Annotated in this window: 16 protein-coding genes; 5 read left to right on the top strand and 11 right to left on the bottom strand. The window is 50.9% G+C overall.

What is annotated here, in order from left to right:
* Positions 1 to 263: 263 nt before the first annotated feature.
* Entirely contained in the window at positions 264 to 680 is a 417-nt protein-coding gene (locus LA5095_RS31015) for a septal ring lytic transglycosylase RlpA family protein (protein ID WP_055391849.1), read from the bottom strand.
* A 332-nt stretch (positions 681 to 1012) separates the two neighbouring features.
* Between LA5095_RS31015 and LA5095_RS31020 the strand changes: the two genes are divergently transcribed.
* The gene (locus LA5095_RS31020; protein ID WP_208992928.1) at positions 1013 to 3130 is read left to right on the top strand and encodes a GGDEF and EAL domain-containing protein; all 2118 of its coding nucleotides are present in this window, start codon (positions 1013 to 1015) and stop codon (positions 3128 to 3130) included.
* 310 nt (positions 3131 to 3440) lie between these two features.
* Here the strand turns inward: LA5095_RS31020 and LA5095_RS31025 are convergent, their stop codons facing one another.
* Positions 3441 to 5192 (bottom strand): helix-turn-helix domain-containing protein, encoded by a 1752-nt coding sequence (locus LA5095_RS31025; protein WP_055391851.1) that lies wholly within the window; start codon positions 5190 to 5192, stop codon positions 3441 to 3443.
* Positions 5193 to 5509: 317 nt separating this feature from the next.
* Between LA5095_RS31025 and LA5095_RS31030 the strand changes: the two genes are divergently transcribed.
* From LA5095_RS31030 to LA5095_RS31040, 3 genes are all read left to right on the top strand, one after another.
* Entirely contained in the window at positions 5510 to 6127 is a 618-nt protein-coding gene (locus LA5095_RS31030; protein ID WP_055391852.1) for a VPLPA-CTERM sorting domain-containing protein, read from the top strand.
* 205 nt (positions 6128 to 6332) lie between these two features.
* Positions 6333 to 6953: a VPLPA-CTERM sorting domain-containing protein gene (locus LA5095_RS31035; protein WP_055391853.1), complete on the top strand. Its 621-nt coding sequence runs from the start codon at positions 6333 to 6335 to the stop codon at positions 6951 to 6953.
* Between the two features lie 50 nt (positions 6954 to 7003).
* Positions 7004 to 9253 (top strand): SulP family inorganic anion transporter, encoded by a 2250-nt coding sequence (locus LA5095_RS31040; protein WP_055391854.1) that lies wholly within the window; start codon positions 7004 to 7006, stop codon positions 9251 to 9253.
* A 236-nt stretch (positions 9254 to 9489) separates the two neighbouring features.
* On the opposite strand, the gene LA5095_RS32845 is transcribed toward LA5095_RS31040, so the two are convergent.
* Both LA5095_RS32845 and LA5095_RS31045 read right to left on the bottom strand, forming a co-directional pair.
* Entirely contained in the window at positions 9490 to 9654 is a 165-nt protein-coding gene (locus tag LA5095_RS32845; RefSeq protein WP_158510456.1) for a hypothetical protein, read from the bottom strand.
* Positions 9655 to 9663: 9 nt separating this feature from the next.
* A complete protein-coding gene (locus LA5095_RS31045) occupies positions 9664 to 10209 on the bottom strand; it encodes a ricin-type beta-trefoil lectin domain protein (RefSeq protein ID WP_055391855.1) in 546 nt (181 codons plus the stop codon).
* A 198-nt stretch (positions 10210 to 10407) separates the two neighbouring features.
* On the opposite strand from LA5095_RS31045, the gene LA5095_RS31050 reads away from it, so the two are divergent.
* The gene (locus LA5095_RS31050) at positions 10408 to 10791 is read left to right on the top strand and encodes a MarR family winged helix-turn-helix transcriptional regulator (RefSeq protein WP_208992929.1); all 384 of its coding nucleotides are present in this window, start codon (positions 10408 to 10410) and stop codon (positions 10789 to 10791) included.
* A 428-nt stretch (positions 10792 to 11219) separates the two neighbouring features.
* Here LA5095_RS31050 and LA5095_RS31055 read toward each other — a convergent pair whose 3' ends face one another.
* The 7 genes from LA5095_RS31055 to LA5095_RS31085 all read right to left on the bottom strand — a co-directional run.
* Positions 11220 to 12878, bottom strand: coding sequence for a hypothetical protein (locus tag LA5095_RS31055; RefSeq protein ID WP_144436233.1), 1659 nt, complete (start codon positions 12876 to 12878; stop codon positions 11220 to 11222).
* Positions 12879 to 13160: 282 nt separating this feature from the next.
* The gene (locus LA5095_RS31060) at positions 13161 to 14957 is read right to left on the bottom strand and encodes an SIR2 family protein (protein WP_055391858.1); all 1797 of its coding nucleotides are present in this window, start codon (positions 14955 to 14957) and stop codon (positions 13161 to 13163) included.
* Positions 14958 to 15701: 744 nt separating this feature from the next.
* On the bottom strand, positions 15702 to 17297 hold the full coding sequence (locus LA5095_RS31065; protein ID WP_055391859.1) for a phosphotransferase: 1596 nt from the start codon (positions 17295 to 17297) through the stop codon (positions 15702 to 15704).
* A 35-nt stretch (positions 17298 to 17332) separates the two neighbouring features.
* Entirely contained in the window at positions 17333 to 19549 is a 2217-nt protein-coding gene (locus LA5095_RS31070) for a hypothetical protein (RefSeq protein ID WP_055391860.1), read from the bottom strand.
* 307 nt (positions 19550 to 19856) lie between these two features.
* Entirely contained in the window at positions 19857 to 21647 is a 1791-nt protein-coding gene (locus tag LA5095_RS31075) for a TniQ family protein (protein WP_055391861.1), read from the bottom strand.
* Entirely contained in the window at positions 21644 to 22618 is a 975-nt protein-coding gene (locus LA5095_RS31080; protein WP_055391862.1) for an ATP-binding protein, read from the bottom strand. Before LA5095_RS31080 ends, LA5095_RS31075 begins: the two co-directional genes overlap by 4 nt.
* A 1-nt stretch (position 22619) precedes the next feature.
* On the bottom strand, positions 22620 to 23741 hold a 1122-nt coding region (locus LA5095_RS31085; protein ID WP_144436234.1), incomplete at its 5' end, for a TnsB C-terminal domain-containing protein.

Below are 23741 nucleotides of genomic sequence, written 5' to 3' on the forward strand. Positions count from 1 at the left end.
CCGAAGACTGCGCGAATAAAGTTACTGTGCACGTGGCCCCATCGACCACGGCGGCAACTCTAGCGGCATCTCCTGTGAATGTCATTACCGTAAAATATTTTATTTTTTGATTCACTGTAATGCGACTGATCGTTATTCATACTGAGTCAATCGTGAAACTAACGTGCGCGAAAATTACATATGTAAAATCAGTGAATTGACTGTCACAGGATTTGATTGACTGTTTCTGTGCGCTGACAGCTTCCCGGTAGTCTTGTAAAAAACTATCGGCATTTCTGCGTATGTTTGGCGATTTTCTTTGCATCGGCACTGGTGACACGCACCTTGGTGATGCCCTTGTTGACAAATCCGAGCTGTTTCGCGGCGGCCAAGGTTACATCGATGACACGTCCTTTGGCAAAGGGTCCCCGGTCATTGATGCGAACAGTCACGGTCTTGCCGTTTGCCAGGTTCGTCACGTCGACGAGAGTGCCAAAGGGCAGGGAGCGGTGTGCTGCGGTCAAGCCTTGCGGGTTGGCGCGTTCGCCGTTCGCCGTTGTGCCACCCAGCTTGTACCAGGACGCTTTCCCGCACTGTTGAAAAGCCTCTTTCGAGGTGGCTGTGCCTACACCTAAAAAGAGCACCGGGACAGCACAAAGTGCCAGTGTGCGGAAGGCTGGAATAACAAGACTGGTATACATGACGGAACTCATAACAAACGTCAGCGAGGAGATTTCTCACATGAAGGAACTGTGGCACTTCAGGGGAAGTACGAGCTGCCTCTACGTCAGTGAAATGATCAAATTAAGGCAAGTCCTTGAATTTAAGAGAATAATAGTAGAGAAAGGCACTAATTAGAATTAAATTTGAAAATGATTAGTAAATTTAATATTAACCATAATATTTTTAAGAGTTGTGAGTTGTTTTGCTTCGGCGATTTTAGTGGTTAAACTATGGTAATAATTTTCAAGGGGCGGCGCACATGTATTTGAGTTGGCGCCAATCATACAGACTATTTTGAAAGGGCTGTCTGGTGCAAATCAGCCATCGGTTGATGCGCGACCGGCGGGAAGATCTCGCTCGCGCGCAGAGCAATACATTGTCGGCATTTCATGCGTCTCTTTTGGACGCACTACCCTTTGCCGCTGCCTATGTGGCAAGGGATGGAAGCCTTCTGGTTCGCAACAAGCAGTTCGCTGCGACTTGTGACCGCCTCGCGGTGCAGTCTGCTCCCGAGGGGCTCCAATCATTACTTTCCGCTGAGAGCTGGAAGCGCTGCGAATTGATTTTGTCGGCGGCTTTCAGCGGATTACCGGCGGAGGTCAGCGGGGAAGTGCGTTTGGGCTCCGGCGCAATTTTCTGCCACCACCTTACCTGTACATCGCATGTCTTCTTGAAACACGACATCGAGGCCGTGCTTGTCCAGTTTGAAGCTGAGCCGGCTGACTGGGACCAGCTGACCTGCGAAGCCGGTAAGGTTGAGGACGGTTCGGTTTCAGAAGAATCCCTGCCGGATACCGCGCGGCAGTTGAACAGCAGGTTCCTTGACTGTTTTCCGGATGAGCTCCTGTTTTTTGATGGTTCGGAAAGCGCCGTTGCAATGGCGCACACCCTCCTGCAGGCAACCGGGGCCAGTTATGATCCGGGCCTGCTGGCCGAAACGCTGGAGTGCGCTGGCGGGAAACTGACCCAATCGGTTTATCTCCCGGAATCCGACCAACCCGATACCGATGACGGGTCGAGCGGGCCGAAAATGTGTGAAGTCCGGTTGGTTCCGATACCGGCCGACCCACGGGCAAACAAGGAGCAGCCAACCTTGATGGCTGTAATCCGGCACAACGTGGACAATCCTGGGGAGATTGCCGAAAACAAGAGGCTGGCCTATCAGGACCCGCTCACCGGGCTGGAAAACCGCAGGGCGTTCACGCGGTCACTGCGGCGCGAATTGGACCGGATGTGCTGCGATCGGGAAACAGGGCTTGCCGTTTACTACATCGATCTGGACGAATTCAAGAAGGTCAACGATCTGGGCGGCCACGATGCCGGGGACGACATGTTGCTGCACGTCGCCAACAGCTTGAAGCTGACCCTGGGAGAATTCGGGACTGTGGCGCGGATTGGAGGCGATGAATTTGCCGCGATGTTGCCGGTGACCAGTGAAGAAACGGCACTTGAATTTGCTGAAAGGATCCTGGAAGGGTTCAGTCGGATCAGGCTTGAGCTCAAGGATCGGGTCTTCACGATCAGCGGCTCGGTCGGAGTGGCGTTCCTGGACCGCTCGATCGAACTGAAAGACGAAGACGCAACGGCTCTTCTGGGACTGGCCGACAGCGCCTGTCTGCGCGGCAAGCGGATTGGCGGCAAGTCCGTCCAGGTTCACCAGGTTACATCCGGAGACTGTCCTTCGGGGAATGGCGAGCAGACCAACGTGCCCGCGCCGGAAAGTTTTTGCGGCAATGAGCTGGTGCTCTATTCCATGCCGATCGTCTCAATGGCGACCAGTCAAGTCTGCGGGATGGAGGTGTTGCTGCGGCTTCAGGGTGACCGTGCAAAGGGCCTTTCGTCGCGCGCCTGGATATCGGCGGCAGAGCGCTCCGGGTTCATTGCACAGGTTGACGCATGGACGCTTAACCGCGTTCTTGATGCGGCCGAACGGACCGCGACGAGAACATTGCTGACAATGAATGTCTCCGCGGAATCGGCGCGCGATCCGAATTTCCGGGACGCGCTTCATCACCGGCTCTCCGTCAATCCCTTGTTGGCGTCCCGGTTGTGTCTGGAGATCGCCGAACGGGACTTTCTGCGCGAACCTGCAACAGTCGAGTCGTTTTTCAGGTTTGTCTCCGAGTTCGGGTGCCAGACTGCAATTGACGATTTCGCCGGTCATTGGCCGGTCCTGTCGCGTCTGACCGGAATGCGGGTTGAGTGGCTCAAGCTTGAAGCGGGCCTAACGCGGCAGGTGATGCGCGATCCCTCAAAAGCGACGATCCTGAACGGCTTGATCGGTGCTGCCCGTGACCTCGGCATGAAGGTGATTGCCAAGCACATCGAAACACCAGCAGAGGCTGCGCTGTTGACCACGCTCGATATCGAGGCGGCGCAGGGCTTCCATTTCGGACGGCCTGCACCGTGGACGGAAACAGTGGCCTGACAAGGGGATCCGGAGCGGGAGAAGTGCGAAAGGAAAGAGGCGCGCCAGCCACTTTCTTGTAGGTGTTGTCTGAGTGGGCATAGTGAAGAGCCCACGCTTTCACGCACTTTATGGGAAAAAAAGGGAATCAAGTAAATTAATGTTCCAATTTACATTTGAGAATATTGTGAAAATAATTTGTCTACATATTAAAAAGAGAAAATACGGCGATTTGTTTCTTGATTTGCTCGTTTGACCAATAAAGTATCGCAGATTAAGCTTCAAATGCATTGCGCAAAAGGGGTGAAATGCACAATGCGCCCTTGCATCTTCATTGATTTTTCCTGAGTAGATTGATGGTCTTGCTTGGTATCTCGCCAAACTCTTGCCGGTAGTGCTTGGCGAAGTTGCTGACGCTTGAGAAACCCGATGCATGGGCAATCTCGGCAACGGTGTTGTATTGATCCAGAAGGATTAGATTGCGGGCGAAGTTCAAGCGCGCCGACCGGATGAACGAGGCGGGCGACTGCCCGCTGGCCTCTTTCAGTCGACGCCCCAGTGTCTTTTGACTGATCGCAAGGGAGGATGCGAGTTTCTCAACGCTGAAATCCTGATCTTTCACGCTGTCGAGCACGCATTCCGTGACACGGTCGAGGAACTGTTGCTTGGCGGACAGGTGCTGCCGCGTCTCCGGATCATCCGCCAGCGCATTCTCCAACGCTTCAAGCCGCGCGGTTGTCGTCTTCTCCGCCGCCCGGTGTTGTTGTTCGATATGTTGCATCTGCTGCCCCAATGAGGCGAGCTCAACGGCAGCGACATGCCGTTCGCTCTGCATGGAGCGCACCATTGTTGAGATGGCCAACATCATGAACAGCGTTTCACCGGTGATCGCGAGATAGTATCCCCAGGACAGGGGTCGCAGCAGCACCAGTTCATAAGCGTGGGTCGCACCGGTGATGTTCAGCGGGAACATGAACGCGAAGACTGCAATTGAGAGCCCTAAACTCAGCGACAGCAGCGCGCAGGCAATGGGTCTGGCCTGTGGCAGCCCCGTTATGATCTTGCGGATAGCAACCGTCAGCAGGATCAGTGGGCTGATGAAGTAGATCAGATGCAGCGGTCCGGACAGGCGCCAGGGGTCAACCACCGCCAGCCCGATCACGACGACCACCACAGCCGACAGCAGCGTGAACAGGTGGCGCCAGGCCCATGGATCGTCGTGGGCATTCAGCAGGATCCGGCAGTACTGCACGATGGCGAGGGTACTCAGCCCGGCGAATAACTCGGTGATCGGGGCGAGTGTGGTAATCGGCAGCGTGACGCCGAAGAATTTGCTTAGCCAGCCATCATAGATGAACGAATAGACAAACAGGCACAGGATGTAGAGCGTGTAGTACTGATAGAAGCGCACGTCGATCTGCCGGAAGAGGATCAGGCTGAACAGCGCGATTGTCGCGACATACCCCAGAAACAGGGCGGTCATGATCAATCTCAGCGTGCTCCAGCCGAAGAACAGGTCCGCCGACATGATCACGGCGGTCATGGTGGGCGCGAAGGTGCCTGCGAGACGCAGGTAAAACACCCGCTCATCTCCTGGCTGCATGGTAACTTCAATGCCTGTCCGGATAGCGGTGTTGTCCTTGTCCATCCAGGGCACCACGCGGCCCGTGCGTCCGACTTCGACCAGCCTGGCATCCCTCTCTTCGAACAGGGTCACCTCGTCGAAGATTGTCTCCATCAGGCCAATCACCCAGCGGTGGGTTTTGCCATGCGGGTTGGAGAGCGCAAACCGCAGCCATGCGGACTGGCCCGGCAAGGGCGCTTTGAAAATCCCGTTGCAGGCGGCGGGGGTGAAGGCCTCGGTGACAATGCGGTCGGGCCCGGCGTCTCCGGCAGGATCGAGATAGTATTCGGCTCCAAGAGGGCGCAGTTGGTCGGTCGGCCCGTCCGAGAGCGAAAAGGCCATTGGAGCCGTCTGCTCCGGCTGCTGGCATGCCGGATTCCGCGCGTCCTCAGCCCAGACGGTACCGCTGCCGCAAGTCAGCAAAAACAGCACGCAGGCGATCACAAATTTTCTGATCATCGTCCCCAATCAAGACTGTGCGTTTCGAAGGTTCTATGCGAATTCGCAGCATCCGACTGCACTCGTTTGGGACAAAATTGGCCACGTTTCGGTCAAAAGTCAGTCGCGCGGTTTTCTTCACACAGCAAAATTGACATTGATGATGCACGCAATCGCCGCCCACTTCAACCGAGGCGAGAACTCCCGTGAGGCGGGTGCACACCATGCCTTCGACGTAGCGCGCGCCCTCGTACCGAGCGGTCAAGGGGCCGGCGTCCTGCTGCGCCCGAACGTTCCAAAGGCCTGTCAATCAGGACCTTTCACAAGGAGACATAGAAATGACCATCAGGTCACTTGCCATAGCCGCCGCTCTGGTTGCACTGACAGCCACATCGGGCCTCGCGGCCACCGTGCAGTTGAACGTCGCCGGCGGCCAGCTGCTGGGCGCTAGAAACGTCGATGTCAACGGCACGTTCTACGATGTGGAATTTGTCGATGGCACCTGCGTGGCGCTGTTTAACGGGTGCACCAGCGCATCCGACTTTGATTTCTCGACACGCACTCTGGCCATTGCAGCGGCCACAAGTCTCATGAACACGGTTTTCCTCGATGGACCCCTGGGAGATTTCGACAGTGATCCCGCACTGACTGCCGGCATTGAACCAAGCACTTTGGACTTTGGCTTTATCAGTGTTCCGTATGAGTTCCTGCCGGGATCTGTGAGTGCAGGAACAATCAGCTTTTGGAATGAGCCTGGCGACACCGACAATCTTTCAACGACCTCACGCATAAAACTCACTACTGATACGTCCAATATCGACGAAATTGTCTTTGCCCGTTTCACCCCGTCGCAGATCACCGCCGTTCCCCTTCCTGCAAGTGGGCTTTTGTTGTTTGCCGGGCTCGCCGGGCTTGGATTGGTTCAAGCGCGGCGCAAGACAGACGAGGCTCGCTGATATCCGGCTAATCTCAGAAGGACGGCATCTTTGATGCCCGCAATCGCCACCCACTTCAACTGGGACGAGAACTACCGTGAGGCGGGCGCAGCCCATTTCTCGGACACCGTCGCGCGCCCTCGTACCGAGCGGTCAAGAGGTCGCTGTCTGGGTCCAAACGTCCCAAAGGCCTGTCAATCAGGACCACTCGCAAGGAGACATAGATATGACCATCAGGTCACTTGCCATAGCCGCCGCTCTGGTTGCACTGACAGCCACATCGGGCCTTGCGGCCACCGTGCAGTTGAACGTTGTCGGTGGCCAATTGTTTGGCGCCAGAAACGTCGATGTCAATGGCACGTTCTACGATGTGGAGTTTGTCGATGGCACCTGTGCGATCGTTTTCAATGGTTGCGATAGTGTGTCTGATTTCGAATTTTCGACATTGGACCTGGCTGAAGCGGCAGCTATAAGTCTTGGCGACACCGTCTTCGTAGATGGACCCTTGGGTGATTTTGACAGCGACCCCACACTGACAGTTGGCATCGACACGTTTGCCGGATCTGGCCGTGGAACGATCACAGTTCCATATGATTTTACTTCAGAATTCGGGATCGAGAGGATCGTAGCACGCAGCTTTGTGAATCGTGAAACGAGTGACCTGTTGTCGTTCAGCTTAGTTCCAATAGGGGCTGATCTTTCCGATGATGACACTCGGACCTTTGCCCGTTTCACCCCGTCGCAACTCACCCCCGTTCCTTTGCCTGCCGGCGGGTTTCTCTTGCTTGCTGGTCTCGCTGGGCTGGGTGCGCTGCGAGCACGGCGTAACAAAGACACCGCTCACTGATACCTTACTGAAATCCAAAGGACGGCATTTTTGATGCCGTATCGCGCCCCATGGACGATCACGCCCACGCGGAGGCTTTCGCAGAGGAGACCAGCAGCCCCTCAGTCGCTGGCGCACACTGGCTGACCGACCTGCTGGCCATCCTCTCCGCCGGGCTGATCTGCGGTGTGCTCACCGCGATGTTTGCCATCTCTGCGGCGGCGCTGCTGTTTGCTTCGGTGCTGAGCGCGCACATCACGCTGGCCATCGGCATTTGCCTTCTTGGCACCATCGTGCTGAGCGTGGTAATCGCACTCTTCAGTTCGTGCCCGGGAATGCTGTCGGTGACGCAAGAGGTGACGGTCGTCACGCTGGCTGTCATCGCGGCTTCAATCCACGGCACCATGTTCGCGGCACACAGCGAAGCCGAAATCCTGGCCACCATCATCGTAATGATCGGACTGGCAACAACCGTCACCGGCGCAGCGCTCCTTGCGATGGGAGTGTTTCGCCTGGGCAGGCTGATCCGCTTCATTCCCTATCCGGTGCTGGCCGGGTTTCTGGCTGGTATGGGCTGGCTGATCGTCTCCGGAGCCATGGCGGTCATCCTTGGCACCCCTCTCTCGGCACAGACCCTGCCCACGCTGTTTGAGACCGCAAACCTGATCAAATGGCTCCCCGCTGTCGCCTTCGCGCTTGTCGTGGATCTTGCCGCGCGGCGCAGCGGAAGCCCGATGGTCCTGCCGCTTGCCATTGCAGCCTTCCTGGTGGTGTTCCATGTGGCGGTCTGGATGCTCGGCCTGCCAATGGCCGAACTGCAAGGCCAAGGCTGGTTCTTTGCACCTGCGCAGGGCGGCAGCATCACCCTGCCATTTCACGGCAACCCGCTGGCGCAGGCCGATTGGACGGCGATCTGGTCGGAGCTTCCGAAAATCAGCGCCCTGCTGGCGATCAGCGGCGCGGCGCTGCTCTTTGCATCCAGCGGCATCGAATTGTCTGTGCGGCGCGACGTTGATCTGGACCGCGAGTTGCGCGCCGCTGGCCTTGCGAATGTGCTCGCTGGTGCGGGGGGAGGGGCCGCAGGCTTTCAGGGGTTGGGCCTGACGATATTGGCACATCATCTCGGCGCGTCCTATCGCATCACGGGTCTGCTGGTGGCGGCCGTTTGTATAGCCATTCTGCTTTACGGGGCGACGCTGCTCAGCTTCATTCCAATCCCGCTCTTTGGCGGCCTTCTGCTCTGGATCGGTGGCGGCTTGCTGTATCAATGGCTGATCGGCATCTACGCCAAAATATCGCGCCGCGAGTACCTCATCGTCTTGCTTATCGTCGCGCTGATTATCAATGTCGGGCTTTTGGAGGGTGTGTTGGTGGGCGTTTTCGCGGCAGCGGCGCTCTTTGTGCTGGAATATGCACGCGTTGAGGTTGTGAAATACGCCATCAGCGGCGAAACCTGTCAAAGTCGCGTGGAGCATCATCCCGATGACCAGGCCTATCTGCGGAAAAATGGCTCGAAAATACAAGTGTTGAGGCTTCAGGGGTTCATCTTTTTTGGAAGTGGGCAGCAGGTGTATCATCGTGCGCGACGGTGTTTCGAGACTTCGGACGTTCGGTTCCTGGTTCTGGATTGCCGGGATGTTACGGGCTTTGACTCCTCCGCCATTCAGAGCTTGACCAGGATTTGCGGGATGGTTCGGGAAAAAGACGGAAGGCTGATCGTCAGTGGGCTCAAACCGGCCCTGTCCCAAAGGCTGAACAGGCTGAATTTGGGAGGCATGCATGCTTCAGCCGTTTTGCATTTCGATGAGACAGACCAAGCCGTTGCATGGTGCGAAGACTGTCTGCTGCATGAATGGAAGAACCGTCCCTGCACGCAGCACACCCAGCGCTTTGCTGATCGACTCGCGCACGATCTGGACGATCCGCACGCGTTCGGAGCCATGCGGCCATACCTGGAAAAAATCACGTACAAGACGCAAAACCGCATTATCAACCAGGGCGAAGGGGGGACAGATATCTATTTTATCGAAAGTGGTTTTGTCAGAGTTCAGCTCGAGACCCGGAATGAACAGCCAGTGCACTTGCGCACGCTGGGTCCAGGCACGACTGTTGGTGAGATGTCATTCTTCTTGCAGCGCGCCCGAACAGCTTCTGCAATAGCAGAAACCGACGCGGTTCTCTGGCGGCTCAGTCACCACGATTTATTGCAGATTGCCCGCTCGCAGCCGGAACTGGCCCATGCACTTAACAGCCACTTCATTCGCACGATCGCCGAACGTCTCGATCAGTCGAACGCACTTGTCCGGTCCCTGATCGATTGATGGCATTTGCAGCAGACGGATTTTTGGATCGATTTCGAAATCGAAAACCCGTTTCAAGGCGAAGTGAGACTCATGTCCCAGGAACTCGGACAGAGTGTTGGTTACTGCCTAAGGTGTTGTAATTTGTGAATGCAGATTGATGCCGGCCCGCCGCTTCGCAAATTTCATGCGCTCGGCGGCACCGTCCTAAGGTTCATCTGACCGGATAGACTTCGACCAAAACCATATTCGCAAAATCAGCCCGGAAATATGCGGTCGTGGCAATGCGCAGAATTTTCAGGTGAGCGAAAGATCGACCCATGTCCGGAAGGTTTCATCCCGATCATCGCATCGGCGATGATCCAGTGACTGTACCGCGAAAAGGCACCATATGAAGCAATTCTGGACAGGCTGGTGTTCATCGAATGCTCCTACAATTGGAACAGAGACCAGGTTTGATAGGTCAAGTTGGCGTCGTCACAGGGCTGGAGGGACAAAGGGCGCATCACATGGATGGGAGAGCCACCGCGTCCTTCCCGTTTTTCCGTACTGTTGACCGTTACGCACAGCTTCGGGTCGGCCTGGGTGACCAGATGTCCATTGTCTTTCAGGGTGAATTTCTGTGTGTCTGTCCCGGTACATGAGCCAAGCACAATCGGCGCTCCTGCTTCAACGGATGGAACTGTCATACAGACATCAAAATAGGGAATTCGGAACTCTCCCTTGCCGATGAGATCCGCGTCAAAGCCCTGATCTTCAAGGATGCCGCCCGTGTAGTTGTAGCAGGTGTGTGCCTGTAGTCCGCTGTCAAGCGGCGCATTCTTGCCCCGTCCACCAGCTATGTCCAGACAGTAGCCGCGCGCGTCGTCCAGCCTGTCAGTCAGTTGAACTTCAACAAGGTTTCCTGCTGCTTGAGCCGGTAAGGCGGGCGCTCCCAAGCCGAGGGTTGCTAGTGCGATCCCGATAAGCGGTTTCATGGTGTTACTCCTTGGGAAATCAGTAAAGGTGGGAGTTGCATGCCAATGTTTGTTCTTATCCAAACTATTTACATCAGAACATTATGACTGTTAAGTGTCGTGACCACCTTTTTGCAACGCGGTCAGGCCATGAAACGAACAGCAGTAGACCTCCACCCTGTTTTGCATTCAGCCACCTTGCTGGAAAAGCGGGTTGAAATGCTGCTGAGACCAACGGGGATCCGTCACCGACAGGCTCTTATCCTGGATGCCTTGTCCAAGATCGGACCGACCTCACAGCGGCATCTGGCAAAACAGTTCGATGTTTCGGCGGGCAGTATGAGTTCCATGACAGAACGGTTGGTGGCGCTGGGTTTCATCACGCAAAGCACAAATCCTGTAAACCGCCGCAGCGATATTCTCGACCTGACGCCGGACGGCCGGGCAGTGTTGGAAAAAGTATTGATCGTCTGGCAGGAGGCGGCTGCCCTGATCACCTTGGCACTTGGTGACAATCAGGCCGAGACACTCACTGCCCTTTCCACGAAGCTCCGGAATACCTTGGGTGGCACGCAGCCTGAAAAAGAGCAACGCGGGGCCTAGAGCGGTTCAAGCTTAGCTGGAATCATTTGATGGCGATTGCCGGATACACTTGGTCCCGATTACGTCGAAATCAGATACCGCTTCATCGATCCGCGATAACTGGCTCGGTGAAACGTTATACGCTTCCCTGTAAGGGATGAAGGGAAACGCGTAAAGTTTCGTTTGCCCTCTTGGAAAGTCAAATAGTTAGGAGAGTTTTGTACGCATAATTCTTCGCGGACTTAGCGCAAATAATTTGGCCTACGCAGCGCTAAACGCCAATCCTGGGAATTGATTCTTGATTCTCTAAACGTCGAGCACTGAATAAATGGCAAAAAGTCACGTACAAAAGGGGCTAATTGTGTAATGCACCGAATTCACAAACGGGCGGGAAAGGGGTCGTTCGCTGCGGTCACTTCAAATAGCTGCTTCTCGCCGCTTTTGTAATACTAGTTTTCGTGTTGTCGATAAAGGATCGACAGCCGAGTGAATTGTGGGCTTTCAATGAGGGCCGGATTAGACAGCTGTATCGCATCCAACAGTGGCTTCAGATTACCGTGCAAATACTTGACGTCTTGTGGAATAGTGGCGTCCAAAATGTGCAAGACTTCACTAGGATGGTTCGAGGCGACACCCCTTTCGGATAGTAGGCGAAGGAGGTGTCCGAAGTGATCTGTTTGACCCAAGTGGTCTTTAAAGCATTCAAACGCTGAAGGTAACTCACCTGCGGAAATTGCGCATATTTGTGCAAAATACCGGAAGGTTTCAGGTGTCCGAGCTTCAGGTTTATTCGGCCAAAACCTTTTCATAAATGGAATGATCCGATTTTTCAGGTACTCAGCTTGTTGATCTCCTGCACCCTGCAAGGCTTGGAACAAAGTCTCTGCGACAGTATTGATGTATTCGGCAGGAAGCTTGGAAAATACGTCCTTAAGTTCCGTGGAGCTAAAAACCGAAGCTTCGCCTAGGGCAATATAGGTTAAGAACCTCGTGTATTGCTTCAGGCACTGTTCTTCCAGAACATCAATGTGGTCGGGAACTGCTAGAAATGGCACTTCAAGTAGTTCAAGCAGTGGTAGATAGACTCTTGGAGCATGCAAAAAACTGTCCCACATCGCAGCGGCTTTTATGACGTCTGCGTCCCAATTAAACGCCGGTATCAAATACTGTTTGGTCCAATCCTGATCCACACGCAGCAACGGGATGATTTGTTGCGCAAGAATAACCGAGCCTATCCAAAGGGGTTGATCTTCGGCATTGCACATCTCCGCAAATCGATCCTTCAGCTCATCAGGAAGCCCTTGGTCATCTTCCAGTTCTATTGAGGACCACCAGTTCAAGAGTGAGCTTGTAGCATGGCCAACCGGATGGTTTATGGCGTGATTGAGCGAAAAATCGTCGGAAGCTTCGACTGTTATGGTGCCGGTTTCTATTATTCGATCAACAAGCGTGAAGAACGCCTCTTCATGCCCTCGAACGTTTTTTGATGCCCGACTTACCCACCAAGCAATCGCACGCAGAGCACCCTTGAAGCATTCGTCAGGCATGCCCACAATAACGGAGGAAGCATGTTTCCATGAACTGTCTACAAGCTCGTCACTAGACCACGCGTACAAAGCCTCAGCCCATCGTTGAGGGAGCCACACTTCTTCGCTTGCCAGTTTCCTTAACGCAAAGAATGAACGCCTAAAGTCGTCGCGACACCTTTCAGACCAGTTGTCTCCAGAAAAAGCACTTTCAGATGAAGGATTGTTGCGAAGCCATTCAACCAGCTTCTTTATGTTCTTGGGTGATTGTTCGACCGGTTGCTCTTCACCATTGGAACTCCACATTGGGAATTCATCGCGGTCATCAGGCGCTAATTGCCATTCAGGATAGCGTTTCTCTACCGAAGCGATGAACGCGTCCGCGGCTCCTGTTGCGGTTCCTCCATTTGAAAGAAGTTTTTTCAATCTCAACCAGCGCATTCGATTTGAAGAACTTTCAAGCTCATCATCGCCAATGTCATCTCGGAACCGCGTCCTGGGAGGTCCCTCGACTAATGCACCTTGGAGCTTCTGCATATGACCAGCAGCCAAAATCGGACCGAATGAAACCAGCAAACGCATTACCTCTCGCATTGTCGAGGGCAACCAAAGCCAATGTCCGTCGTCTGCCAAGAGCCACGAAATCGATGTGTCAAACGAAACGAGGTTAGGTTTCTGCGCCAACGCGAAGAAGACCAGTCTACGAAATACGGGGTGCTTGGAACTCGCCCAGATCGTTAGCATCGCTTTTGCATTTTCACTATTGTTATCTGCGGTCGCCAACCAAGCGTCGCGACACAGGGTCACCAAGAGTGTCCAGTCGTTGTAATCCTTGTTTTGATCATGGTCTGAAATCGACGGGCGTTATATGTAGCTGTAGTCCTCAAGCTCGGATGAAATCTCGGCTTCGCACATAAGCCCGAGTGTTTCCGACAACAACTCCGACATATCGGTCAGAATATGTGCCAGAAAGGCTTCGAATTGTTCGATTTTCCGAATGCGTTCATATGCTGAATGAACAAATCCGGATGCCAGCGCCACCTCAACGTTGGCAATCGATGAAATCCTTTTGCTTTTATCGCTGGAACTATTTGTTCTAAAAGAATAGGGGCGAGAAATCTTAAGTGAGGGGCGCAGTGCGTCCTTGAACTCCTGCCTTACTACCGATGTGTTTCCGTATTTCTTGAAACGGTCTTCCCAACGATGGAGACCGCCATTGTCCTGACGAGATCGGGCGTACCCTGAAACTACAAATTCCCAAAGCTTTCGCATGTTCGGACTAAGTTGGGTCGCATCCTCCAAAGCTTTCTTGAGATGCCGCTCAAAACGGGGAATTAGATTGCTGCCTTGCCCAACAACCCAGAAAAGGGTTTCGGTTCGTTCCAGGTGTTTTGCTAGCCACTTCGCCAGCGCATTCATTACGTTGTCCCAATCGGAATCATGCCTATCTTTGAGGTCTACAAGCGACATTTGAGGAGCCAGATGGGATGGTGCAGGTCTGGACAAAAGGCTGAATTTGAACTCCCGGTTATCACTTGTACTGAAGAAATTACTCTTGGGCACACCAAATCGAGGGAGATCAGCAATGCCAAATCTCCTTTTGGAAAACTCCGCCAACCATTCGATTGGTGGAACAGGGTCGAGTTGAGAGAAGTGCTTCGCGGGCAGTCCTGTTGGATCGCTCAGTGCCCAAACCATCCGCTTCACGAAATCATCCTGTATCGTGCTTCTATTTGGTTTGTGGTATGCATGGCGTGCTACGATAGCCGATTTGCCATTTACGCCATCTCGGTAGCTGTTGGCCCAAGCATGAAGTGTTTCGTGTAGATAATAGTGATGGCTATGATTTTTATAGAGGATGGGAACGACATTCTTAGTGGCCCATTCCGTTTCGGTCTGGTCCTTTTTGCCTCTTGAATAGTTTCCGAACGCGTATGCAGCCGGAGTATTCTCTCCCATCATGCTATCGGCAGCCAACGCGTCCATCATGTAGCGTAGAATTGGGTCGTTGATGCTATATCCAACAAAACAGACCGTATAATTGCGAAACAGTTCAGACACAAAGCGCGCAGCCCATCTCTCTATAAGGTAAGCCAAACCAAAGTCGCCGCTTGTGGCAACGAGGCTATTTAGGTTCGTTTCTGAGCCTGTGCCGTCTAGAAGGCCATGCAGGTAAATCAACCCATCCCACCTGTTCTTTGGGACCGGTAGCAAAGGAGCCGCATGGGTTGGTGTATCGAACTTTTGCTTCTCTATGACTTCTTCAAATACCCGATCAAAGTTTGTTGTAATGAGCCGCGTGGCACCTGAGCGTGTCTTGCTAAGTCGAAGGAGTGCCTCATGCGTCTGCGTCGATTTCTTCCCAGCTAGATTTGGGCGAAGCGTTTTGGCAATAGCTTCACGCACTCTCAGACGCCCATTAGCAAGCCTTTGTTCTAGCAAGCCAAGGGTCGTGTCGTACTTGTAAGACTTGAATGCTTCGGCTTCGGCGTCGCTGCGTTCTAAACCGTGTTCCTTGTAGACTGCTTGTACCAAACCGGAGAAGGTTGGCAATTTAGCGGGGTAAGATATCCCGGCACCACAAAAGAAAACTACATTCCCGTCTTCGTGAGCTTCTAGCAGGGCTTCAGGGATATCGGGACCATTGGCAATGTATTGCATCCAAAACCCATGAAACTAAGGTAAGGTCGCATTAGTGATAATCTCGTTATGGTTGTATAGCAAGAGCCTGTAAGAGATGCGGAAATCTGGAAGCGGACATTGCTTGGCAGAGCGTTCAACGACGGCATTGGGCCGAAATAGGTCCTTGATCGGCGAATGATGGGCAATGGCGGGGGCATGACTTTCCGGATCGACGCGAATCCGAAAACCCGTTTTGGGACGAGGTGAGGCTCATGTCCCAACAACTTAGACAGAGTGTTGGTTTTCGTCTAAGCTATTGAAAATTATGAAGACTGGTGAATATCAACCAGCCGCTTCGCGAAGCATCATACACCCCGCGAAACGCTATGCGCTTCCCTGCAAAGGTGTAGGGATGCGCGTAATGTTTCGCGCCCCATCCAGCAAAATCAAACGATTAGCGTAGCAATTGTCCGCATATAACTACGCGGATTGAGCGCATAAAATTTCGTTTTCGGACTACTTCGATCAAACTGGCCGAATTCGTTAGTCCAGACGATTATATTCAACGCAAAAAGTCTATAGTAAAGTCTAAATGAGGATAGGATTGTCGGCCCACACAGTCAATTGAAACAATCAATACTGTTTGAATCAATGTAGGGGCGTTTGGATTGGCTCGCTTGCTCTCAACGAAAATCAACTTTCTAGATATGAGTCTGAGCGCCCAACTTGTCGCGTACCTGCGCGAAGCAAATTTTGGCCAAAGCAAAACTCATAAGGCTTGGCTCAGTCCGACAACTCTTCCAGTGTTGCTATAAAAGAGCCAAGCAAGCATGAGAACTGCGCTTGGGACCAATCGCTTAAGGCTAACACTTTTTGCAAATGAAAACTGAGACAAAGTAAATAAAGGAAAACTATATTTTCTTGATTTAATTTGGGGTTATTAAATAAAAATTCTCTTCTTATAATGTCCACTGGATTGTTACTCGAAAATTTATTCGTATCCACGAGCTTAAATTTCGAAATACGTTCTCTCTCATATTTGATTGCATCTTCTAATTTAGTTACTTCTGCAAATTCATGTGCGTAACATCTAGCGCTCACCTCAAGAGAAATATAGTCTTTGAAGATGTGGTCTACGCCCGTGTATTCAAAATCAATCAACGATATTTTTGTAAGTTTTTCTCGTGTAATAATATTGTTCGTATTTAAATCACCATGACAAACACACATCTTTAATCTATCACCGTGCCACTTGTCTATTAAGTTACGTGGAACCTGGTAAATCTGCCCGCTATGAACTAATTTCTCGCTGTCAATCGAGAAATTGTTTTCAAATGACAAATTCGAATAATTTCTATTAATCGACGAATATCGACGATTGTCCTTTTCTGGCGCATATTCTGTGCGGTTCGAGAAATACAAACCCACAGGTAGTTCATCACTCTCTGGAAAACTCTCGTACCAACCAATATTTTCAAGTCCGAATATTCTCTTACAAATTGCTTCAAAGACCGCAGCGCTACTTCCTTCATCTTTCTCGCTAATTATTTTTGTCAATGTCGTGGCGTTTCCTTGACGGCCTAAGGCAAATGCGTACAGTGCGCCACCTGTTTCACCACAATACCCTTCGCCAAGTAGTTCAACACGAGAATTATGTGGCATCTGCAACCAGGCATATTGCTTATAGTTCGCAACTTCTTCTTCTATATCTTGTTTCGCAGTTAAGCGAAAAACGCAGGGGACGTTTTTCCTTTGATCAATGCCTGAAACATTTGCCAGGTAAACGCTGGCACCTGATTTTCCACCGTGCAACACAGAAAGTGATACATCATCAATTAATTTCTTCCCATATCGAGTTGCGGAGAAAAGGCATTGCTCCAAAATCACTCTAATTGTGTCTACGCTTATTGACTGGTCTCTTCTTTCATCTGCGTGAGAGAAATGTACGTTTTCAATCGGCATTCTCTTTAGTAATTGCTTTATTCTTGGCGCAATGTACTTTTCTCTATATTTTTCGTTTAAAATATGCGTTTTAGGGATTAATATGTCGGGGTTGGGGTAAATGTTCCCAAGTGTTTTTATTGAGAATGATGCTTGGGTAAACAATATAAATACAATTTCTGGGTATTTATCTTTGTATTTTGCTATGAAGTTCGCGCCTACGTCCACATTTTCGTGGTAGATATCTTCAGACACCACGTTGTCGACAATTACGATGTGAGGTTTGTGCTTTTCTATTTCTTCTGCGTCAAACTTCGACGTGAGCACTACATCAGATTTTTCACTTATTCGCCCTAGGGTTTCTTCCCAGATATCCCGCCAGTTGCCGGAAACATTTACCTCATCATCAAAATAGACTGCTCTTAGACAATTGTTCATCAATTCGTCCCTCTACAGCACATGAGAACCCGTCGCTAAACGTCCAAGTCTGATTCAGGCAAAAGAAAAGACAATCCAAACGGACAAAGGTTGTACTTATCACTAGGCCCTTCATTCGCAGAAAGCGCCAGACCGCCTATCATTCGTATTTGGTTTGCCAGTAAAAACAACCCATAATGGAATGTACCATCAGTTTCACTTATGGGCGATACACAAATTTGATAGGTTTTTCTCTTTGGCTCTTCCCACTGCTCCGGTCGATAGGAAATTAGAATTATTGGATCCGACTTAATCTTGCTTCCAGCAAACACTTCAAAGTGATCTAAAGAAAACTTTGAATGCTTTTCATTCGAAGCTAGTGTTTCAATTATCTCTTGAATTGCATAAAAATTACGAATAGAAATTTTCTTTAGCTTCAACAAAGGAAAAAACTTTAGTGATATTTCATGCTCAGATAAGTTCGGAAATAGTTTACACATTTTTTCAATTAATTCTGTAACACCCTCCACTGTATCCATGCTCGTATCACCGAAATTATCGGGGTCTTCGCTTACAGCTGCGGAACGCAAAATTTTCTGTAGTTCGTCTGCCACCTCAGGTAATGATTGCCGAACTTGATCAAGTATTCTCTCAATTTTGTGGCGGGCGGCGTGTAAAAACTGCATTCTTGTCAGCCACCCGCGATCATTTGCAAGTTCCAACCGCCTAAGCGCATCACCAATAACGCGGGCTATTTTAGTAATGAGTTGAGATGCGAGAGCTAGTGAACCTCTATCTTCGGAAGTGATCTCAAGAACGCCAATTATCACGTCGTGACTGGAAATCTGGTAAGCAAGAATGCTATTTCCCTTCTCACCAAAAGAATTTCGGAGGTAATCAGACTTTTCAACTTGCGCATTAATCTCGTCAGTTAAATCCAGACCTAACATCTTCTTCTTTGATATTTCATTAAAAACTTTCTTTTTGTGCCAAACATCTACAGATGAAGCCTTGTTGAAAGAAACTACAGATGCGTAGTCTTTGTCGGTGACTAAATCGAGACTATCAGCAACATCAGAAGCGGCACTATGGCCGCGACTAGAGTATAGTAAATCTAAACTTCGGCTAAATGGATTGAACAGTCTGACAGTAACGTCCGCGTCCAATTCGTAAATGCTCTGATTTCTGAATATTTGATGCAAAAGTTGTTCGTATTCGTCTATTAGTTCATCTCTCGTATAGACGGGAGTTTCAGAAAGATCGATTTCATACGCCGCGCATACATCATCGATGTCATCAAGTAACTCATCGCGTTCCACCTCGTGTACAGTTGCTATGTAATTCTCAATCAAAGTATCGGAAAAGAAAACCTTTTCAAGAGAAAGTTCTTCTCTAGAACTGTATACGCAAATGATATAAGGAGTTTTATGAAAACCTCTAATTTCTTCTTGATGAAAATGATTGAAATATTGCTTCTGAAAGCTAGAAACTAGATACTTAATTCCACTCCAAGAGCCGAATGATTGGTTGTTTCTTTGTATAGAATTCAACAAATCATTCTTGAATTGATCACTATAGAAAATATTGCTTAGGTCGGGGTTTTTTTCGAAGAATTGGCCTGTATCTTGAGGTCTAAACTCATCATTTATTGTTTCGCATGGTAGCAACACATCCTTAGGTGAGAAATCGCGTTCAAAATATATTTCATCTTTTTGAAGAAATATTTTTACAGAGATGCCGATCTTCTCATAAATATATTTTTGTAAATTGTTCCAAGAGTATACATCAACTTCGTTCCAAAACTCCTTTACAAATCGACTCGAAACACTGCGAAGAAAATGGGATCTATTTCCACAATTATGATAGTAGGTAATAAATATACGTTTTGTTAGGTTGAATAGTTTTTCATGGTCAAATTCTGTCGGGGCATCTGCGAAAAAGTAGCATTTCCTCGACCTAAATGAGTAATATGACTGTGATTTACAATGTTCAATGTGCTTGACGATTTCCTTCCTTCCGCCACTCTTAAAGAAATATGCTTTTTTGTTGCTTATGTAAAAAGAAAGGAATGGGAACAACAAATATTCTTTGTCATCAGAAGAATCACCGAACCATTTTTGCTCTCTGATGCCAAACAGTATACTTATGTCGTCAGGAATTAGGCTTCTATAACTATCAACGAGTTCTTGGAACTCCATCAAGGAATGGGTTTCGAAAACGTCGTCCAACAGTCGGCGTAGCTCAAGAAAAATGGTCGGTTCTGAGCTTGTCATATTCAGCCAGCCAGAAAATCAGTAACTATGCAATCTCTAAGTGTAGATATCTTTTAGCCTGACTACGCCTATCCCCGCAAGCGAACTATAGTATTTTGTGCGCTTTGTTAGTTAAATTGTCAGTGAGACATCATTGATCTAAATTAGCGCGCTCGTGATGATCAGTTTGAGTATCATGTGTTTTGCTCCTTTTAATAGTCGACCTCCATTCTATGCATGATGGCGGAAGCAATGATTTTGGAGTTGAAGGAGCTTGCTATGTTGCAATTTGTAAAGGGTGGATAAATACTCAGATAGCCGAGTACCTTTACAGTTTCACCCCATCCCAAACTACGGAAATCGGCACCAAGTGCCCCCGCACCGCGGGCCCGTCTTGGAACGACCCGACCGTTTGAATTCCGCGATCGTTGAAGCGTTTCAACAACGAACGCGACGATGTTCCTAGTTGCTTTGCAAGTTCCGATAGCGGGACATATTCCATTTGGAAACGGGCAAGGGCCTCGGGTTCGATCACCCGTCCAACACCTCCGGCATGGTCAAAAGCCTCATGCTTTAACAGACCTTGGCGGCACCATTCTGAAATGCACTGCCCTTTCCATCCGGTGAACTGGGCAACTTCCTGCATTGTCCATCCTGTCCCGTGCCTTGCTTCCGTAAGAACCGCATCGACCTCGGTTCTGGCAAAGTGGAAGTCAGCAAGCTTTCCGTTCGTGGTGCCTGATTTGGGTTTCAAGCGCAGGTTCGCGATTTCATCGAAGACCATTTTCAGGCCTGATGTATCTGTGGTGAAGCGCAGATTAAGATCCTTAAACGCGATTGTCTGGCAATCAACAATGGTCGCTGCTTTGGCGATCTTCGCGACGAGATCTCCAGCCACGCTACGGTCAAATACCCCATCTACAAGAGGTGGCAGTACCTCCGATTGAGATGGCTTCAGGAACCCGTTTGATATCAGGAATTCGCATTGTTTTCGGGATATCCCAAGATCCTCACGGAGGGACTTTTTGTCGATGAAACGCTGTCTGTTGCGTTTGATTTCTTCGAGAGTTGTCTGGTGAATAACAGTGTGACGATGGCCGATGCCGGAGTGATGCTGAGTGCCTGGGACCATACCTTTAGAGATCGCATCTACAATCCGCTCTGCGCGAATGCCGATGTCCCAGGCCGCTTGTGCAGCGCTGATCCATGAGCGGTCTTGAGTGCCTGCTTCAATGTTGCCGGAATAAACACCATCAAACTCATTCTTTACGACGTGTGTTAGTTCCGTCCTGAAATCAGAGTATTCGTCGCCATTGAACTCCATTAGGCGTTGGTACCAACGGCCTAGCCTGGCTGGTGCGGACGAGCTGGCGTGCTCATCGTTGGCAAGACGCCTGGACACTTCAATGCGGAATGCGTTTGGCCAGTCGCAAAGAACAGCCATTGCGCCTCTCAGGAATGCACGACTTTCCGCGACGGTTCTCGGTAGCCCAGCTTTGCCGTGTTTCCCGGTCTTGGTGTCCAGGTGCGCACTGGCCAGGAAGAACAAGAACTCGCCGATGTTCGGTGGCGTTTCTGATTTTAGCTTTGGCGGCAGCAACGAACGTGTTGGGTGCTTTTGCTCGCTGATCAGGGCGGCTATTGAGATTTCTTCCTTTGTTGCGGGTTCACATTCCAGACGGTCAAACTGGAAGCCACACGCGCAGCTTTGATATCCGCCACGCCCTGGCCGGAACCTTTCCAAACACATCGGGCAGGTGTCGACCAGACGGGTTTCATGCTCGACGCAACAAGTGACTAAAGTGTGCCGCCAACTTTGATGGTGCGGTTTTCCCATCGAAATGCAAGTCGGACACACTGGTGCGTTGTGGTGCCTCTCAAACCGCCATTTCAAGCGAGGGTTCTCTGGTGCCAGCGACGGTGTAATTGGAACCAAAGTTCCAGCTTGAAGCCCCAAAACCTGCTCAGCAGTATCGGAATTTTCAACGATCTGGCGCCCGTATTGCAGGCCATGACTGTTCAAGAAGTCATGGACATCAGCCCAAAATTCTGACTCAGCAAGACGGCGAAGATAACCGTCCAGGCTTTCCTGATCTGAGGGCATCATAATGGTTGTCATGATGCTGCCTTCACGTCCCAGACAACCTCCAGTCCGGGTATGGTCTCGGCATTAAATTCCAACCCCGCTTCGCTCATCGTCCCGGCAAAAGAGCGCATGAGCTCAATTTCGTCGGGTTCGTCATCAGCAAAGAATTGGGAAATCGGAATGCCGGATTGCTGCATGGCCTTCGCGGCTTTTCGCAGATCAGGCAAGCCGATCTGGTGCGTCAATTCGGTCGAGAGAGCCACCGACTTGAGGAGACGGGCAATCATGGGAACCCTGCCTCCGGAAGCTCCGTAGAGCCTGCGAACGAGATTTTCGAAATCAATCTCGAACTTGAACCCGGTATCTTCCAGACTACCGATTGCTGAATCGACGGCGGAAGCAAAGGACGCGCGGTCGCTTTCGAGTTGCCAATCATAAGGTTTGAACAAAATCGTTTGTTGAGCTCGGTCCCGCAATTGCTCGTTATCATCGATAATGCTTTGGAACCGGGGCAATCCGCTCAGGACAAGATTGATCCTTGTTGCGTCCGCAAGGGTTTTCAGATGGTCTCCGGCCATACGCGAGGGCAGGTTGGACCCGCGTTCGATTAGATGATGAATTTCATCAATGATGACCGTTTTGATGCCGTATGATTCAATAGCTCGGTAGAGCCTCTCTCTCGAGGTCGCCGTGTTTTCTTTCGGGGCTGTTCTCAAGTTGAGGGCTTGCAGGATGGACCTGTAGACCTCTTTGCCATTCGTTTGTGGTGGGAGGGTCGCCCAAACGGTGTCTTTCATCGGAACAAGGGACTTGGCTTGATCTGATGTATCAACAAGGCTGCTCATGACCGCGGACTTTCCAACCCGCGTGGGACCTAGAACCGGAATGATACTCCCGTGATAGGGGTCCTTACTGCGCATAGCCGTTTGCACCCCGGACAAAACCGCGCCGTAGGCATCATGGATGATAGTTTGGGAAAAAAGAGGGATACCGGAAGCTGGCATTTTACTTCTCCTTGGAAACGATCTCAGATCGGTTCCCTCTTTTGGGAACCGAGAGCTTTGGTGAAAGGGTGTTTGTTTCCGGCAAATCAGATGTATTTCCGACGGGTTTCTTGGAATTTTGAGTTATCTCCTGTCGCCGCTGCCGTAGCTTCTCTCTCGCCTTCGCGTTTTTCAGGGAAGTGATTTTGCCGCGGCCGAGGCTCTCGGCAGTTTTTTGCGCTGCCACGGCAAGTTTGGCTGCGGTGGCTCTCGCGCCCTTGTCGGTTTTTTTAGCTTCACGTCCCGGTTTATTGGCACGTTTCACCTCAGCGAAGCTCATGGCAGCAACGCCTTCAGTTTTTGGTGTGACGGTTATCGGCGTTGGCAGTCTAGGGTGGGTAACTCGTACTTCCCGGATGTCGAGCGGGTCATACATGACATCGACAGTATCGCCTCTTCCGACCTCACCAATAAGGTCTCGAAGTTCGTCAGAGTGGTACTGGATTCCTTCGACTTCGATCCCGTAGTGTTGAAGCTTGCAGCCCTTCTTTCGAACGTTGAAAAAGTCGCGGATGTCGTCGGGAGCAGGCGGTAGGACAGCCTTTTGCTTGAGGCCGTTCCAGCTTTCAGTTGGGCTCTCCGCCTGGCGCAAAGGGGAATGAATAAGCCGACGAAGCTTCAAGGCATAGCAATCGTATGCCCACTTGTAGACAGCAGCCTGAAGCTCCTGAAGTGTCAGCGACGCTTCCAGCATCCCCTTGTCGATCCGTTTTTTGTCAGGAAGATCCTTTGAGGTGGTTGCGCCAGGTAGAGTGTGAAGAAAGCCGTTCAATTCACGAATGAAACGTTCGACATGCGGTTTCTTCTCTGGAGCGCCTGGGACATTGCTCGCCCATTCCATACCTGTATTGCCGACAATGCTGGACAGGTGCGGGCCCGAGTTTTCCGCGCCTTGGTCAACGCTGACAATTTGAGGGGTACCTGTGACCTCAATCCGGTTCTCGATCTCGTAGTACTCGAAAAACGCTGCGCCTCGATCTGTCATTACGTCTTTCAGTGCCTGGACGGTGAGAGCTTCGGTTGCATTTTTGATCCTCCCCCTTTGAAGTGGTCCGCCGTTATGTTTAGGAAAACGGAGGATCAA

The sequence above is a fragment of the Roseibium album genome (assembly GCF_001404515.1).
GTDB lineage: Bacteria > Pseudomonadota > Alphaproteobacteria > Rhizobiales > Stappiaceae > Roseibium > Roseibium album.

Coding starts and splice junctions, on each gene's coding strand:
- LA5095_RS31030 (WP_055391852.1), top strand. CDS start 5,510: ATGACCATCAGGTCACTTGCCATAGCCGCCGCTCTGGTTGCACTGACA.
- LA5095_RS31035 (WP_055391853.1), top strand. CDS start 6,333: ATGACCATCAGGTCACTTGCCATAGCCGCCGCTCTGGTTGCACTGACA.
- LA5095_RS31050 (WP_208992929.1), top strand. CDS start 10,408: ATGCTGCTGAGACCAACGGGGATCCGTCACCGACAGGCTCTTATCCTG.
- LA5095_RS31080 (WP_055391862.1), bottom strand. CDS start 22,618: ATGCCAGCTTCCGGTATCCCTCTTTTTTCCCAAACTATCATCCATGAT.
- LA5095_RS31070 (WP_055391860.1), bottom strand. CDS start 19,549: ATGACAAGCTCAGAACCGACCATTTTTCTTGAGCTACGCCGACTGTTG.
- LA5095_RS31075 (WP_055391861.1), bottom strand. CDS start 21,647: ATGACAACCATTATGATGCCCTCAGATCAGGAAAGCCTGGACGGTTAT.
- LA5095_RS31060 (WP_055391858.1), bottom strand. CDS start 14,957: ATGCAATACATTGCCAATGGTCCCGATATCCCTGAAGCCCTGCTAGAA.
- LA5095_RS31040 (WP_055391854.1), top strand. CDS start 7,004: ATGGACGATCACGCCCACGCGGAGGCTTTCGCAGAGGAGACCAGCAGC.
- LA5095_RS31025 (WP_055391851.1), bottom strand. CDS start 5,192: ATGATCAGAAAATTTGTGATCGCCTGCGTGCTGTTTTTGCTGACTTGC.
- LA5095_RS31015 (WP_055391849.1), bottom strand. CDS start 680: ATGTATACCAGTCTTGTTATTCCAGCCTTCCGCACACTGGCACTTTGT.
- LA5095_RS31055 (WP_144436233.1), bottom strand. CDS start 12,878: ATGCGTTTGCTGGTTTCATTCGGTCCGATTTTGGCTGCTGGTCATATG.
- LA5095_RS31065 (WP_055391859.1), bottom strand. CDS start 17,297: ATGAACAATTGTCTAAGAGCAGTCTATTTTGATGATGAGGTAAATGTT.
- LA5095_RS32845 (WP_158510456.1), bottom strand. CDS start 9,654: ATGAACACCAGCCTGTCCAGAATTGCTTCATATGGTGCCTTTTCGCGG.
- LA5095_RS31045 (WP_055391855.1), bottom strand. CDS start 10,209: ATGAAACCGCTTATCGGGATCGCACTAGCAACCCTCGGCTTGGGAGCG.